6 protein-coding genes are annotated in these 17,493 nt (G+C 48.1%); 4 read left to right on the plus strand and 2 right to left on the minus strand.

Annotated elements, in window-relative coordinates:
* Positions 1 to 55 precede the first annotated feature (55 nt).
* From AACQ84_RS10970 to AACQ84_RS10980, 3 genes are all read left to right on the plus strand, one after another.
* Entirely contained in the window at positions 56 to 1,597 is a 1,542-nt protein-coding gene (locus tag AACQ84_RS10970; RefSeq protein ID WP_012307773.1) for a DUF11 domain-containing protein, read from the plus strand.
* Positions 1,594 to 6,465, plus strand: a complete 4,872-nt coding sequence (locus AACQ84_RS10975) for a hypothetical protein (protein ID WP_012307774.1) — start codon at positions 1,594 to 1,596, stop codon at positions 6,463 to 6,465. Before AACQ84_RS10970 ends, AACQ84_RS10975 begins: the two co-directional genes overlap by 4 nt.
* Positions 6,466 to 6,620: 155 nt before the next feature.
* A complete protein-coding gene (locus tag AACQ84_RS10980) occupies positions 6,621 to 12,722 on the plus strand; it encodes a beta strand repeat-containing protein (protein ID WP_083764465.1) in 6,102 nt (2,033 codons plus the stop codon).
* Between the two features lie 66 nt (positions 12,723 to 12,788).
* On the opposite strand, the gene AACQ84_RS10985 is transcribed toward AACQ84_RS10980, so the two are convergent.
* Entirely contained in the window at positions 12,789 to 13,319 is a 531-nt protein-coding gene (locus AACQ84_RS10985; protein ID WP_012307776.1) for a tetratricopeptide repeat protein, read from the minus strand.
* Positions 13,320 to 13,632: 313 nt separating this feature from the next.
* Positions 13,633 to 14,205 (minus strand): hypothetical protein, encoded by a 573-nt coding sequence (locus tag AACQ84_RS10990; protein WP_012307777.1) that lies wholly within the window; start codon positions 14,203 to 14,205, stop codon positions 13,633 to 13,635.
* Between the two features lie 610 nt (positions 14,206 to 14,815).
* Between AACQ84_RS10990 and AACQ84_RS10995 the strand changes: the two genes are divergently transcribed.
* The gene (locus AACQ84_RS10995; protein ID WP_143589412.1) at positions 14,816 to 17,488 is read left to right on the plus strand and encodes a hypothetical protein; all 2,673 of its coding nucleotides are present in this window, start codon (positions 14,816 to 14,818) and stop codon (positions 17,486 to 17,488) included.
* The last annotated feature ends 5 nt before the right edge of the window (positions 17,489 to 17,493 follow it).

Genomic DNA, 17,493 nt, shown 5'->3' on the forward strand with positions numbered 1-17,493 from the left:
AAACATTCACTGGTCTTTACTTTTTTGGAGGCCTTTGTCGGCCAGAGTCTTTTTAATGCCTAATTTTCTTGACCATTCACGACTAATCCTCAAGCGATCGCCACTGGCGATCGCCCTAGTTAGCGTTGGCTTGAATTTAGGTATGCCTTTGGTTTTGGCCCAGTCCCTGGAGACAGTAGAGAATATCACCCTCTTCAACCGGGCCGAAGCCAGTTACCAAATTGAGGAGAATGGCCCAGCCGCAAATATCACCAGTAACCAAGTGATCCTTGGCTCTGGTAATCCGCCACCGCCACCACCACCTATTGATCCCTTTGGCCGTATCCTCGGCTGTGCCGGAGAGCCCTTGGACAATTACAGCGGTTTTTTGGTGGGACTCTATGAAGCTGATGGCCCCTTACAAACTGAAATTGGCGCGTTGCTTACCCTCGATCCGCTCACTGGGTCAGTGCCGCTTCCTCCTGGGGTGGTCAATGTCAACGAAGAGAACGCTAATCCCTTTGACCTTGGCATCACCGAGACCCTAGGCGACCCGGATTTTCGGGGTCAATTTAATTTTTTCCTACAACCTGGCCAAATTAATGTAGGGACTGTTTATATCTTGGTGATTCGGCCACCGCTTGGCTCGTTCCTGGATGAGCGCCGGATCCAAATTCGGATTACAGCAGTTGCGCCAAATTCTTTTACCTATGTAGCCAACGCCCTCGATGGTCTTCCCCTGAGTCTCGATAATCCGACTCTAATGAGCCAGGAGATCACTGTTCCTAGAGCGGAAACGAGTGCACTGGTTATCTTTACCACAGCGGTGATCTCAGTTTGCCAAAACGAAGCGATCGCCATCCAAAAAACCGCTGACCGGGCCACTGTTGAACCAGGGGGCATTGCTGTTTATCGCCTGGGTATCCGCAATCACAGTACCACGACCCTAGAAAATGTCGAAGTGCGCGATCGCCTTCCCCTCGGCTTCCGACTTATCGAAGATTCCGTGCAAGGGATCATTGGCGAAAATCCGGCGATTCTGGAAACCCAGGTAAATGGTCGAGATATTACCTTTACATTTCAAGAGCCCTTACCCGGTGGAACCCCTCCCGAAAATAACCCCCTGGCCCGCATTGTCTATGCCGTAGAAATTACCCCCGATGCCCTGCGGGGTGATGGGCGCAATATTGCCTTTGTCGAAGGCGATCGCCAAGACAACAATTTCACTGTTCGGGATGGCCCCGCTGTTTACAACGTGGGGATTCGCAACGGCTTAATTTCCGACCTCGGCACAATCATTGGGCGAGTCTTTGAAGACAAAAATTTCGATGGGGAACAACAGTATGGTGAACCCGGCATTCCCAACGCCGTGGTCTTTATGGAAAATGGCAACCGCATTGTCACCGATGAAAATGGCCTGTTTTCCGTCGCCAATGTTCTCCCCGGTTGGCATACGGGCGTTCTGGATCTGACCAGCGTCCCTGGCTACGCCCCCGCCCCCAACAAAAAATTCATTGCCGAAGACCGCACCTATAGCCGCACAGTGCGCCTCGAACCCGGTGGCATGGCCCGGATGAACTTTGCCGTAACGCCTTTAATCCCTGGAGAAGACGAATGAAAAAACGCTTCTCCGTTCCCCTAACAACATTAATTTTGGCCCTCAGCGGTTGGTTTACCGAAGTAACGGCCCAAACGCCAACGGTGACAACGGCTGAAATCAGTGGGGTTGTAACGACTCTGACGGAAACAGGCCCCCAGGAAACTGAGTTTCAAGCGATCCTCAATAAACCGTCTGCGGCGAGCGAGATCCAGGGAGAAATCCTACTGGCCCAATCATCCCCGACTGTACCCGTGGCGACTGAAGCGCTAGACAGTCGGGAGACTCTGACGCCGGTCATTGAATCTACTCCAATACCAACGGCGATCGCCCAACCCACGGTGCAATTTATTAGCCCTGGGTCGGGGACAATTTTAGAGAAAAATGCCAGTGCCGTCGTGATCGAAGTCCCCACGGGCAGCACTACCACCCTCAGCGTTAATGGTGTCGAAATTGACTCGAATCAAATTGGCCAACTGGAAACCAACGGTAGCACAGGGATGGTGCGTCAAACCTGGTATGGGGTGATTTTTAGCCCTGGGGAGAATACCCTCAAGGCGACGACCACCCTCAATGGCACCACGGTCAGCAACGCAATTCAGGTGCAAGCCCCTGGGGATGTGGCAAATTTACAGCTTTCGACCGTTGAAACGCGAGTCCCCGCCGATGGGCGATCGCCTGTGACAATCCAGGGGATATTGCTCGATAAAAATGGGAATCGGGCCAGTGGGGGCGGTCGGATTACCCTCGAAGCCACCGCCGGCGAATTTCTTGGGGAAGATGCCGGGCCTGAAGCACCGGGTTTCCAAATAGATGCCAAGGATGGGGAATTTACTGCCACCCTCCAATCCTCCCTTGACAGTGGCCCTGTCCAGATTCGCGCCCGCCTCTTTGAACTAGAAGCCTATACCCAAGTCCAATTTGAAACCGCCCTCCGTCCTAGCCTGTTGACGGGGGTAATCAACCTCCGGGTTGGGGCAGACAATACAGACTATTTCAGTAGTTATCGCGATTTCCTCAACCCTGATGCTGACGGCGATACCGTCATTGATGTGGATGGCGCAGCCTTTGCCACAGGTACGATTGGGGATTGGCTCTTCACCGCGGCTTTCAATGGCGATCGCCCCCTAAATGAAGCCTGTGAAACCTGTACCAATCGCCTCTTTCGCGCCGATCAAGTTTCCGAACAACCCTATCTCACTTACGGCGATAATTCCACCGTCCGCAACCTGACCCCCTCCCAAGACAGTCTCTACCTCCGCCTCGAACGCACTCCGGATATTGAAGGCGCAACTGACCCCGACTACATCATGTGGGGGGACTACGGCACAAGTGCGGAATTTGCCACCGCTTCCCAGGAGTTCACTGCCCTCAGTCGCCAACTCAACGGCGCGAAACTCAACTACAATTTCGGCGATCTGCAAATTTCTGCCCTTTATAGCCAGGGCGGACAAGCCTTCCAGCGGGATACCCTCCTCCCCGATGGCACGAGCGGTTTTTATTTCCTCACCCAACGTCTGGTTGTCCCCGGCAGTGAAGAAGTGTACTTTGAGCTAGAGGAACTTGAACGACCCGGTACGATTATTTGGCGCGATCGCCTATTCCGGGGCCAAGATTACGAAATTGACTACGACCGAGGCAGCATTGTCTTTAACGATCCTGTACTACGCACAGAAATAGGCGACAACGGCGAAATTCTTGTGCGGCGGATTGTTGTCACCTACCAAAATGAAAGCGGTGAAGACAATAAAGTATATGCCGGACGACTACGCTACCATTTCAACCGCGACCCAGGGCAAGCCAGTTGGATCGGGGCGACCTACTTCCGTGAAGACCAAGGAGAGCGAGATCTCGAAATTTATGGGGTTGATGCTCAAATTCACCTCGGTGAAAACTACAAATTTATTGGTGAATACGCCCAGAGCCAAAATAGTTCCGCCGAATTAGGGAATGTTTCCGGTTCCGCTTACCGCTTTGAATTGGATGCTAAATTTGCCGATGGTTTTACCGGGCGGGCCTACTATCGCCATGCCGACACCGGTTTTGCTAACCGTTCCACCATTAGTTTTGTCCCCGGCCAGACTCGCTATGGCGTTGACCTGAATGCCCAGCTCTCCCCCAGCACCCAACTGCGTTTTAACTACGACCACGAAAAAAATCAGGGGGTGAATATTCGCCCCATCGTTACCCTCGGTGATCTGATCAACGCCGGCCAAGAGGGGATTCCCACTGGACTGGTGGACAACGAACTCACCACCATCACCGCCGGCCTCGCCCAGCGTTTCGGCAAAGCGAATCTGAATGTGGATTTGTTATTCCGCGATCGCCTTGATTATCTCAACCCTGAAAACGATGGTAGCTCTACCCAACTGCGTACCAATTTCACAACGCCCCTCAGCGATCGCCTTAAACTGCGCCTCCTCAACCAAACCACCCTCTCGGCGGAATCTGATGCCGTATTTAGCGATCGCAGTCAAATTGGCCTGGACTGGAAGATCGCCCAGGGCGTCAACCTAAACCTGAACCAAAACTGGTACCACAGCGGTACCCTCGCTGGCCAAAGCACCACCAGCATCGGCTTTACTGGCGAATACAAACCCTGGCACAACACCATCCTCAGCGCCCGTTATGACATGGAACGCTTTAGTACAGGGATGCAGGATGCAGCGACCTTTGGCATTAAACATAACTGGGCCGTCTTCAAAAATTTTGACCTCGATTTTGCCTACGAGAAAGTTGTGGGTAATCTTTTTGTGGGTAGTGATGGCGCAGTGGGTCAAGGGGCATCCCGTTCGACCGGCCTACGTGGGGGCGATAGTCTGAGTATCCGGGGCCGCTATCGAGGTGGGGGCGATGGGGAAAATTTCCAAGCCGAAGCGGGCTACGAATTCCGCAATACCAACGGCAGCAGCACCAGTAACATCACAGCTTCTGTCCGGGGCAAACTATCGCCATCTCTGACAGCCCTCGCTAATTTTGACCGACGTTTCGCCGCAGGCCAAGCCACCCGTGGTTTACCTCCCACCACAGAACTGCGTGTTGGTCTCGCCTACCGCAATCCCTACGAGGATAAATTTAACGCCCTCCTCCGCTATGAATATCGCAAAAATCCGAACACCATCCCCGAAACCCTCCTCACGGGCAGGGGGAACGACGTTACGGAACATTTATTTGCCGCCGAGGCGATCTATGCGCCTAACTACCGCTGGGAATTTTACGGCAAGCTCGGTTATCGTCATTCCTCCCTCAAGCTCGCCGAGGATTTTGAAACAACGACTTCTGCGACCCTCGCCCAACTCCGGGCTACTTATCTGCTTAACCGTAATTTCGACTTAACTGGGGGAATTCGTTGGATTAATCAACATTCAGCAGGCTATAGCGAAATGGGTTGGCTCGCGGAGGTGGGCTATTATGCGACGCCAAATCTCCGCTTTGCGGTGGGCTACAGTTCTGGTCAGGTGAACAATGATCGGGATTTCTCTGGCAGTCGCTCGGATGGGGGTTTGTATGCGGGGGTTACTCTCAAGCTGGACAGTTTGTTTGATTTTGGTCGCCAGCAACCCGTTGCTGCTGTGCCAGAAACCCGCAAATTAATGGTCGAAGCCCCCAAACCGGACGCAAATCTACAGGCAGCCTTGGCAGCACCCCTGCGTTTAGATGTGTCCCAGGCCATTGATTTTGAGCGAGGGAAAACCAGTGTTTCCCTAGAAGGACAAATGGTGCTCGATAGTTTGGTCACTGTTTTGGGTCAATATTCAGACCTAAAATTGGATATCCAAGGCATTCTGCCGCCCCTGGCTGAACTTACCCCCGATAATCTCGAAGCCCGTCGTCTGCAAACCGCCCGCCAATATCTCCTCAGTCGGGGGATCAGTGGCGATCGCCTGACGCTCCGATCCCTAGGCAACAGTTCCCAAAACAAAGTTCCAGAACAGCCGATTACCTTTACCCTGAGTGGTACTACTGCTACCTTCCAGGCCATTTCTACCCAGCTCGGTGGCAATCCCATTGTGGGTAACTTAATCAACACAGAATTACCCCAATTAGCGACTTTACCGCCTGATCTCCCCCAAAACACCACCAGTACAGTGAATCGCAACTCTCGCCAGGAACGGCCCCAAAGTTTTTCATTGAACTTATCCCAGGCTACCTTTACCCCCGACGATACAAATCTCCAAGTCCAAACCTATGACCGCACCGATGCTGACCTCAACCCCAACTTTACCTATCTGCCCTACTGGATCCTCGGCTTTGTGCCACTTGCTGATCCCGATACCCTCCTCCTTGCCGATGTTACGCCGATGAATCCGATCACCGAATTTGTCACGAGCTTGATGCCAGAATCTGACCCCATTGCAGAGATTCCGACAGAACGGCTCCTCACCCGCAGCGAACCCCAGCCCAGACCCCAACCAGAGGCGCAAATTCTGGGCGATCGCCGTTTGGATGAATCAGCAGCCAATGAGTTGATCACGAATAGTACCGAACCGCTGATCTTTGGCGATCGCCGTTTAGATGAGTTGAGCGAGACCGAACTCCAGGCCCTCGCCCCCGAAATTTATGATGCGGTCTTTGGGGGTGAGATCCAGGCTCGCCGCCTCGATACCGACGACAGTTTCTTCTTTGGTAATGCCAATACCGAACCGCTGATCCTTGGCGATCGCCGTTTAGATGAAAACACTCCTGAGTTTCCCGCCCTCGAACCCACCTCGAACTTCCTCAGTGCTAGAGAAATTCGCCGTTTAGAATCAGCGCTTTATTTCCTCCTCAGTGAAGATCTAAGCAACCTAGATAATCTTTTCCAAATCAGTGGCCGCCAACGTAGCCGCCAACTTGGTCAAACCATTGACTTAGATCGTCTCTGGAATGCCAATACCTCCCCAGATTAATTCTTCTAAAAAAATCCAATGAGCTTAACTTTGTCAAATCATAAAATATTTCCCTGGATCAAACTACTTTTCTTCCCATAGAGGCCATGCAATAAACAATATCCCTTAAGTCTTTTGTTTTCGTATTCTCATCGCAATACCCTCCTTAAAACTCCATGGCAAAGAGTACCAATTTCCAAAAAAATCTTAAAGTAATGTGCTTTAAATCTCTTATTAAAGTACTATTACTGCCCCTATCCTTTCTTGTTGCCATAGGAGATTTTTGCCGATTTGTAGTTTTGAAAAAAAATCCCAAAGAACAACCTCTTCAAAATTCTTTCCCTACCAATCCAGTTCGGAAAAAAACACAAAAAAGAAAACATCAAACCCAGCGCTTTCTATTTAATTTTTTCGTTACATTAATCCTGACCATCCAACTATCTGGCTTACATCTTTTATTCCACATACAGCCGGCGATCGCCTCTGGCCCCCTGAGTATTGAACCCCTCACCTGGGATATCATCGGCCTAGATAGTAATAATCCCAATGATGGTCCCGACAAATTTCTCGTGGGCGCCAGGGTTTGCAACCTCAGTACTACGACAGCAGCCCAAAACCTCAGAATTCGCTTTGTTCGCGAAGGTGCTTTTAATCCTCTTATCAGTGTGAGCACCACAGGACTTTACAAAGATCAATGGCTTGTGCCGAGCCTGCCTCCATCAACTACAAGTACACCCCCCCTAAACCATCACCAACAAACAAGCAGGCCCAAAAACTGCTTCGATGCCTACTATGTTTTGACCTTAACTCGTACTTCGGATATTTATAATCGAGTCCAACGTTACCGTATTGAAGCTTTCGCTGATAACGCTGCCACTGTCGATACCAATAGTTACCCCGATCCTTACCAAGGCACTATTAATGAGTACGATACAGGGCACCCCCGCCAGATTTATATCGAAAAAATTCTTTCCCAAGCTCGTAATAGTGTGACTGGTTTCACTCAACTCGCTCCCGCAACGGCGGCCAGTATTTTTGGGATCAATGCCAATGATCTTGATACTGCGAGTGGTGGTGGTAGCAGCTACAGTGTGGAAGTGGGGGGAACCTATGCCTTTGAGCTCACTACTCAAACCGCAACGGCCTATCCCCAGTTAACCGTCAGTTCCGACTTTCCCAATGCTGTCTTTCAAATCCTTGATGTTCAGACAGACTACAGTAACGTTGGCGGCAACCCTGACAATTCCAGTATCTATGCCAATGCCTGTGGTTGGATTAGTGATCCCATGGTACCGGGCTACCTAGAAAGTTCTAGTGTCTGTGAGTATTCAGCAGTTACGCCGGGTGGAACGCCGGATCAATATCCTAGTAGTGCAGGAAAAGTTGGTAACACCGTTAGAACGCGCTATCTCTTCAAGATTCTTGGGGGCAATGGTAACTACACAATTAACCACCTGATCCTTGATTTTTCTGGTGGTAGCTTTCACTACAATGGCGGCTTTGGGTCAGGTCTTGGGGTTGTCGATTTTAATGTCACAAACCCTAGCGCTGATTTAGTAATCAACAAAAGCCATATTGGCAACTTTACACCGGGAGACAACATCTATACTTTCCAAGTGACCAACAATGGCTTGGATACAGCCCGTAGTGATCTTGTTATCACAGACACATTACCCCAAGGTTTTATTTTCAATCCTTCCAATTCCAACATTGGCGTAGAAAGTCAATCAGGGACGATTGTCGGTTGGACTTGTATCGGTGCAGGAACACGTAATATCACCTGTGCCAATCCTAATGACTTAGCAAATGGAGGAGTAACAACCTTAAGTATCCGTGTTAATGTTGCTGAAACTGCCGCAGCGAATACCTTTAACCAAGCAACAGTAAGTAGTCCAACCACCGATCCTAATCTTGCCAACAATACAGATATTGACCCCACGAGCATTATCCAAGCCACAAATCTGAAACTCACAAAAGCAGATAGTAGTCCTGATGCGGCCGCAAATCCAGCCAGTAATAATGCCCCGGTGGTTCTCTCTGGATCTCCGATTACCTATACCTTCACTGTACAAAATCAGAGTAGCCTAACAGCGGTAGCGCCAGTGATCATTACCGATACGCTACCGGAGGGACTTACTTTTAGCTTGGCTGATAATCCGAATATTCCTACGGTCTGGAATTGTACGATCGATGGTCAAAATCTAACCTGTACCTACGTTTCTGGTACTAATCCTATCCCTTTACCCGGCAATACAACTGCGACGGCTTTACCCTTGGTTTTTCGGGCAAATGGTGGTGTGATTACTTCGGGTACTAGCGCCGTTGTCAGAAACACAGCGACCGTTACCAGTGCCACGACAGAAGCAAATAGCAATGATAACACCAGCAGCGATGATTTTCTGATTACATTGCCAGTTTCTGATTTGACGATTACAAAAAATGATTTTGAGGCAGCTTTTACTTACAATCTTTCTGGTCAAACTTATACCGGAGAAAATTTAACCTATGAAATCGCTGTAAGAAATAATGGCGTTGCACCAACTGTCGGCCCCATCGCCATCACTGAAACTTTGCCGAACAGCAATAACAATATTATTGAATTAGCTTCAACAACCTTTGCTGGAGTAGGGCCAGATGGTTCAGTTATTAACTGGACTTGTAACCAAGGGATTAATAATCCAGTTTTACCCGCAAGTGGAACAACTTGTGCTGTTGGCAATAGCGGACTTTTTACATTTGTCTATCCTGGAACTTTAAATCCTGGTCAGACTGCAACATTGCGCCTAATTGTGCGAGGAAGACAGACAAATACAGTCCCAGGGACGAGTACTGCGCTGATTAATACGGTTGGAGTTTATAGCGCTAATGACGGGGTAACACAATCAAAGACAGCAACTGAATCTACACCTGTTTTGATTGGTAATAATGACAAATACAACATTGGGATTCGGAAGCAATTAACTCAGATTAACGGAGTCACTCCAAGTCCTGCTTGTACTTTATCTGGTGGAACTAGCAATTATGGAACCACCGAAAGCTGTACGGCGACAGTAAGCCCCGGCAATCCCATTCAATATACTGTTACGGTCGCTAATAATAATAACGGTGGGCCAAATGGTGTTAATGTGGCTATTTCAGACTTTATCCCGCCTGAAATTAACATAACGGGGGTAACTTGTTCTGCAACTGGTAGCCAGGGCCAAACCTTAACAGTCTGTGATAATCAAGTTGCTAATTCAGGGCGCACAAGTCCCATGGCCGTCAATTTTAATTTAGTGCCTAATACTAATCCCCCAAGATATCAAGTTGATAAAACAGCTTTTTTAAACAAAGGTACGGGGATTGTTACTTATACATTCACTGGCAGCATTAAAACTCTAGCTCAATTACAAGCATTAGGTATTGTCAACAGCAATATTGTTAACCGAGTTAGCGCACCGAAGACTGATGGAACTTTTGTTGATACAGATTCAAATGATAATCTTTCTTCTACTTCGATTCGTTTAAATGTTACTGATCTGAGTATTACCAAAACAGATGCAGTGGATGGAACAACAGATCCTGGTACGACGAATTTCACGACTGGAGGAGAAGGTGTTTATACTCTGAGGGTGAACAATCTGGGCACTAATGCTACGGTTGATGACATCAATGTGGTAGATGATGTGCCGGATCGTTTTCAAGTACTTGAGGCATCTGGAACAAACTGGAATTGCCTGGTTGAAAATCCAACCCCTGCTAATCCTATTAGTAATCCGGCAGCAGATAGCATTAATAACAATATTGTGCGTTGCGCTCGTAGTACGGCTATGGCGGCTGGTACTTCTAGTACGATCAGGATTCGTGTCAAGCCCATTGCTACTTGGATTCCCGCCGGAACCGAAACGTTACCACTTAGTTTTAATAATATTGCCCAGGTCACAACAACGGGGGATACGAATACGGCGAATAATGGTTATGCACCAGGTACAACGACTGGATTAGCAGAATTTTTTGGCTATGAACAAACTCTAGTTGTGGCACCAAATTTCGATCTCAAGGTTACGAAAAGTGTCCCTGGCGGTAGCTTTGCTATTGGACAGACGTCTTCTTATCGGTTGGATATTCTTAACAATGGCCCAACGGAGGCGATCGCCTCGACGACAAATCCGATTACTGTAACGGATACCTTGCCGACAGGTTTTACTTTTATTTCCGGCACCGGATCCGGTTGGACTTGTACTGCTTCCGGTCAAAATGTGACTTGTACGCGAAGCAGCAACCTCGCAGCAGGCGCAACAACATCGATTAACCTAAATGTTTTCGTCGATGGTACTGCCACTAATCCCACTTCAAATACTGCGCAAGTAAACCTAACAGGAGAACCCAGCGCCAATATTGTTTTAAATGATAATAATTCCAATAGTCGAAATCGTCATACCATCTCAACAGCCGTTCAACAGGCCGCAGACCTCAGCATCACTAAAACATTAATTTCGACGATCACAAATACCTCTCCCCCCCCAGAAACTATTCCTGGTTTAGTTGCCGGAGAACAAGCAGTCTACGAACTAGAAATAACGAATAATGGCCTTTCTAATATTTCTGATGGCGAAGCGATCACTGTTATAGATAATTTGCCAAGCAACTTGAATTTTGTTTCCGGTTCTGGCGATGGCTTTAGTTGTAATGCCTCTGGTCAAGCTATTACTTGCACGAAAACTAACGGCCTAACAGTCGGCCAAAACGCTACGATCACTTTAGTTGTCAATGTAAATAGCGCCGCCACTGGCACTATTACGAATTTAGCTAGCGTCGATGCTGCGACCACTCCAGATCCCAACCCCAATAATGACAATAGTAGTACAACAGATCCTGTACAAACCCGCAACCTTGATTTGGCGCTCACCAAAAGCCACCTGGCTAGTAGCTTTGCCATTGGTCACCAAGGAACCTATAGCTTAGAAGTGAAAAATGTCGGCAATATCACCATTACAAATCCGATCACCATTACAGACACGCTTCCTCTGGAGTTGTCCTATAACAGTGCAGTTGGTCAGGGCTGGAGCTGTAGTGTTACAACCCAAGGAAATACCAGTACCCAAGAGGTCGTCACTTGCATAAGTAATGATGATTTGGCCCCCGGTCAAACAAATACCGTTGATATTGTTGTAGATATCGGCCCAACTACACCAACAGGGACTAATTCCATCACCAACAGTGCCATCGTCACAACGCTGGGAGATGCTGATACGAATAATAACACTGACACCGATCCCACCAGTATTACAGGCAGTGCAGATCTGTCTGTTGACAAAGCTCATAGCGGCAATTTCACAAAAGAAGCCCAAGGAGTTTATACATTGACCGTAAAAAATGAAAGCGCCAGTACAGCCGACGCAACAGGGATACAGTTAATCGATCAGTTGCCTGATGGTCTTTATTATGTTTCGGGCACAGGCACAGATTGGACTTGTCCGCTTGTGAGCTTTACCGCCCCAGGCCCGCCAACCCCCGAAGATCTGAGGGATATTGAATGCAGTTACAACGGAACCCTTACCCCAGGAGCCACGGCACCAACCTTGACGATTACGGTGTATGTCCAAGACACCGCCCCCAGTACTCTCGAAAATTTTGTTACAGTCTTTGGCGATCAACCCGATCCCAATGACGACAATAATACGGATTTAGACCGGACAACGATTACTGATGGTGTTGCTAACGCTCCTGATTTAATTCTTGTAAAACGTATTACTGCGGTTATCAGCGAAAACAATACTACAAATTACACTGTGTATAGGGATGATACGAGTAGTGACAGTACCGCAGCTAATGATAATGCGCCGTTTTGGCCTGGTTATAGTGCGGGCAATCAAAGTAACACCTTCACAGTGGGAGAGTTAGGCCTTGAGGCTAAACCGAATGATACAGTTGAATACACTATTTATTTCCTCAATCAAGGCAATGCCCCGGCCAGCAATATCAAAATTTGCGATCGCCTATCCCAATACTTAGATTATTCGCCAGATGCTTACGGTTCATCTATGGGTATTAAACTGAACTTTAACAACAGTGAAACCAATTTAACGGGCGTTGCTGATGTTGATGCGGGACAATTTTTCGGCCCTGACCTTACCCCTAGCGGATGTATTCGTCCAGACAACCTACAACCCATGACCGCCGCCGATAATCCAAATGGAACCCTGAGAGTTGAGCTAGCTAATGTTGACCCCGCGACTAGCCCTGCGACTCCAGCTAATTCCTATGGCTATATCCGCTTCCGGGCTCGTGTGAAATAATTCAGCCGCCAAAAAAGGCCCCAGCACATCCTTCTCTGGGGAAGGTGGCCGAAGGCCGGAAGAGGTCTAAGGAGAAACAAACCGTTTGCGGAGTGATTCGGCCCGTTTTTTCGCTGTTTTATTCTCTGGTTCTGCTTTTAGGGCAAGTTCATAGGTTTCCAGGGCTTTCGCTGTCATTTGCTTTTTTTCGTACACATTGGCCAGATTGTTTAAAGCTGTGACGTAATCTGGGACTTCCTTTAGGGCTGCTTTGTACTGGCGAATGGCGAGGTCGTATTGTTCCTGGGCAAAATAAGCATAACCAAGGGCGTTATATACTAATGCCTGATTTTCTGGTTCCAACTCGTCTTCTACCTTCAGTGCTTTTTGGAGCAGTTGGGCCGCTTGGACGTAGAGTTTTTTGTCGAGATAGAGACTACCCAGTTCGTAATACTCCTTTGCAGTGCCAGAGCCTTGCTTGAGCTTGGTTTGTAGCTTAGAAAAAGTGTTTTCAACGCGGCGGGTCTTAATAACTTGACGGAATAGGAAAAAGGCTAATCCCCCTAGCAGAGCAACGAGGATAGACAGATAAAAGATTGGCAGAAACTCTTGATCCATAACAGGAAATGATTGATAGCAGGTTTTATAAAAAATTTTTATTGTTCCCTAAGTCTGCTGCGGCAAAATCAACAGAAACTTAAGCCCTGCTAGTGTATCAGGTCTTTAGGGGCGTCCCCAATGATTAATACGTTCCGTTAACCATCCGCTGCTTTGCCGTGGTTTCTTGTTGGGTTTGGCTAAGGCTTTGGTAATACAACTATAGATCTTAGTGAAAAGCACAAAAAAAGGTGCATTACCCTTAAGCAATACACCTTATCTGATTAGTTTCAAATTCCTATCGACTTAACTTATCTAGGATCACTATCAGAGATTAATTTAGCGGGGAGAGACCGTTGCCATCTACAAGGATAACTGTACCAGTAACAGGATCGAAAACGACAAAGCTGCCACCACCACCGGCAAGAGCGTTAGCCTGTGGAGTACTCAAGTTGTCGTCGTTGCCACCAAACAAGACAGAGTTCGGTGCTACGTTGTTTGCATTAAGCGCTTCAGAAGAGGCAATACTGTTAACTTCGATGTCGCTACCTCCACCAAGAGCATAGGCTTCATTTGTTACACCATCTCCTACTACAGTCGGGGTTAAGACGATCTGATCGACTTCAATAGTGGAAGGAGTTGTACCACTCACAAAGTTTGGGTTCGCAATTGTAACTGTTTCAATGGTTGGGATGTCGACAATGATAGGAGCGAGCTGGCTACGGACGGCGACAGCAGCGGAATCCTTACCAACAGCGGCAGCAACAGACAAGCTTTCGACATTCCCATTGGGGAGGAAAGTGGCAGCGGCACCAGCGGCAATCCCACCTTGACCAGCTTGGGCAGTGGAAGCGAGACTGAGGGAGAGCGCACTAGCAGCGGCTAAAGCAAAAGAAAATTTTTTCATGGATTTAGGATATTTCTAAGTTGAGTTGATTGTTTTGTCATGCCTAGCAGTGACCTAATTGATAGGAAAAAATCACTGCTAGTTCTGAAGACGTAAGTATATGAGCAAAAGAGCGAACAATGAAGGATAAAGTATCTAAAAGTCATCAAAACTTTTAGCATTTAATCTTGTCCTCTTAGACAATATACCCATTTATCATAAAAATACAACAGTATTTGAGCTTTGTGTTCATATCTTAAATTTTTGTCTTTCCCAAAAAAATGATTTCTTGCTATGAGTCCATCTAAGATATTGCTTTTTTCAGCAAATTTAGCTATCTTCTGGCGAGAGACATCATTGATACTGTTGTTTTGATAAGGTTAGCTTGTCGATAACTCAAATTTAACATTGTGAAATATTATCGAGTAATCTCTGCCTTGAATTTTATCGATTGGCACAGCAAAATGGTGTTGAGCTAAAAGCAAAGCCCAACTTCAGGCCCGGTTGTATTACGTCGTACTACTTTTGTGTTTCTGTTGTAGATCTTTCTAGTGACCATTTATTTTTTACAATCCACAGCAAAATGACCTTGCCTAGATCTCGCCCCATTCTCCGTAGTCTTCTTTGTGCGATGGCCTCCACTCCCTTCGCCACCCTCGCCGCCGCAATGGAAGCGACTAATGTCAGCGTTGATAATTCCCTTGAGCAGGTCAATTTATCCCCCACTTCTGCACCAGAAGCCCAAGCAGTCCAGTCTCCAGCAGAAGTTTCAACCGTAGTTCAGAATACTGTCCCTGGGCCTAATCCAAAGCAGCAACTCATTGCCCGCGCCCCTGCCACCACAGCACAAGATGAATCAAAGCCATCAGCCGAAGCTCCTCCAACAGAACAACTAATTGCCCAAGTCCCTACCACAGGTAACTCTGGAGCCCCAGCAACAGGTCTCTCGTCGGCTGAGTTAATCCAGTTAGCCCAGCTCCTTTCGCAGCTCGGCGATCTCTCCGCACTCCAAGAACAACTCAGTAATATCCAAGAAGAGTTGGGTGAAATTCGATCGGTGGTTCGTGATCTCCAACAGGAGAGTGTCATTAACTCTCAGGCACCCCCTCGCTTATCTGAACCAATACAGCAGCAAGAGAGGGTTGCGACGAATCAAGAAAATTCGCGTCCTGTAGCAACATCGTCACCAGTTTCTAATACAGAAGCCAGCACAGAAACAGACAGTGACGTCGCGCAAATTCCTGTCTTAACGCCAGATCCAATTCCAGAAGAAGAGATACCAGAACCTGAGACTGACGATTTTCTTCAAAAAATGCCTCTCAATCGTGTTAATCCCTTAATCACGACACAAAATCTGGATGGCGTACCGATTTCTCATTTTTCCGATTGGGAAATTGCCGCCTCTGGCCTCCTGTCCGATGCCACAACGAGCGATGTGAATGTAGACGGCTTTGCTCGGCTGGATTCTGACATTTTCCAAGGAACGACCGCTGATAACGTGGCGGTGACAGATTTTCGGGGAACTTACGTACGCCTGCGATCTGCCGCCCAAGACCGGGAGGTGGAAACTGAGATTGATCAGGCTGTAACTCTAGGGGGCTATTTATACCAGTTCACCCTCACAGGAGGATGCGACATCCTTGATCCCGGAGGAGGCGGTAGTGACGAGACTTGTAGTTTTTTACCCCCGGTTGCCTTCGATCCCCAAAGCTATGACCCAGATACCCTCCTCCCCGGTCGGCTCCTAGATTCGGGTATTGCTTTTGGTGGGGTCGTTTCAGAAGAAAACTTAGCCTTTATCAAGCAACCTGGTTTCCAACGAGGATTACCCGGTCAAGAAGTCGGTATTGAACTAAACGTACCCAATTCTGGAATTGTTGCCGTTGGCCCAGAGACAGGTCGCCAGGGCCAAACCATTCGTCGCGAAAATTTAGATAATACCTACAGTGTTGGAATTGCCAATGTGCGGCAAGTGCTCAAGCAAAATGACCAGGAAGCCGTTTTAGGGCGAACAGTACGCGGGTTTGCAGCGATTCCCAACGATGAAGATTTTGGCCTCGATAGTGCAGTGCAGCTAGCAACCTTACTCTTGCCGGATGTTGACCCAGCCCTAGAAGGGGGAGATGCACCACCAAATCCGAATGTTAATGCTAACTTGTTTAGCGCTGCGAACAATTCTCGCTTACCTGCCAATAGCTTCACGGCTTATCAAGGGAGTGTTTCCCGTGCAGAAAGCGTTACGGATCTAAGTACTCCGCCAGAGGATATTCCCGCAGCAACCTCGAACAGTTTTTGGGTCGGTCTTTCTCCTGTGCTTGATCGTGAGATTGAAATCTTAGAAGATGGCAGTCGTTTTAAGGATTTTAGTGGGCCGCGTCTGGTGGCAGCCGCTTATGGTGAAGGGGGAGCCGAAGTTGCAGATAATCTGAGTGCTCAAGTAGCAGCGACATTACTCAACGAGGTTGGTGGTGTTGATCAGCAGCTATTGTTGGACTTTGATGATATTCAGGATGCCTATACTCAAATTGGCTTGGCCTTTTTTGAGCGGGATGCAACACAAATCATCAAAACTCGCTACAGTGAGCGAACAAATTATGTGCCTCACCTCAGCTTTACAGGCAACCGCACAGATAATCGCAACCGGACTCGCTACTATCTAGGGGCTTTAATTGATTACACAGCCGAGGACACTCAAGACTGGCTCAAGGCCTATGTCGGAGGGGATTATCGCTATCAAAATGTGAATGCTGGGGTGCGCGCAGAAGTGGGTGGTATTGGCTACCTCAATCCTGATAAAGACTACTACAGCCGTCTCTGGGGCAATGTTGCAAAAACTTTTTCGGCAAATAATGGCAATTCGTTTACTTTAGCGGCAGGCTTGGATTACGCGATTGACCAAGATCAGCAGATTGGCGATATTTTTGTGGGTTCGACCGGGAGTCGAGCAACGGTAAGTGCGGCGGCTCGACTTGGGGGAGTGACTTTATCGGCAGATCAAAACTTCGGCGGTCTTTTGCCCAACTCTGATGAAAGTAACCTGACGCTCAGGTTAGGAACTCAATTAGGAGATAACTTCTCTCTGTCTGGTTATTACACACCTTTTGATGAGGATACTGTGGTTGCTAGATATGGTGTAAACGCAGGGATTAAATTTGGATCTTTTTACAATAGTCCCAGCTTAGTCTTTGGTTGGAGTCAGGACGAGTATAAGTTTGCCACAGGAACTTTTACGGATGATCGTTTCACGGTCTCCTTTAGCACGGGTCAGCCTAATGCTCCTTTTGTGACGGGCACTCGCCGCTAGTTACT

Source organism: Picosynechococcus sp. PCC 7002 (assembly GCF_963860125.1).
Classification (GTDB): domain Bacteria; phylum Cyanobacteriota; class Cyanobacteriia; order Cyanobacteriales; family MRBY01; genus MRBY01.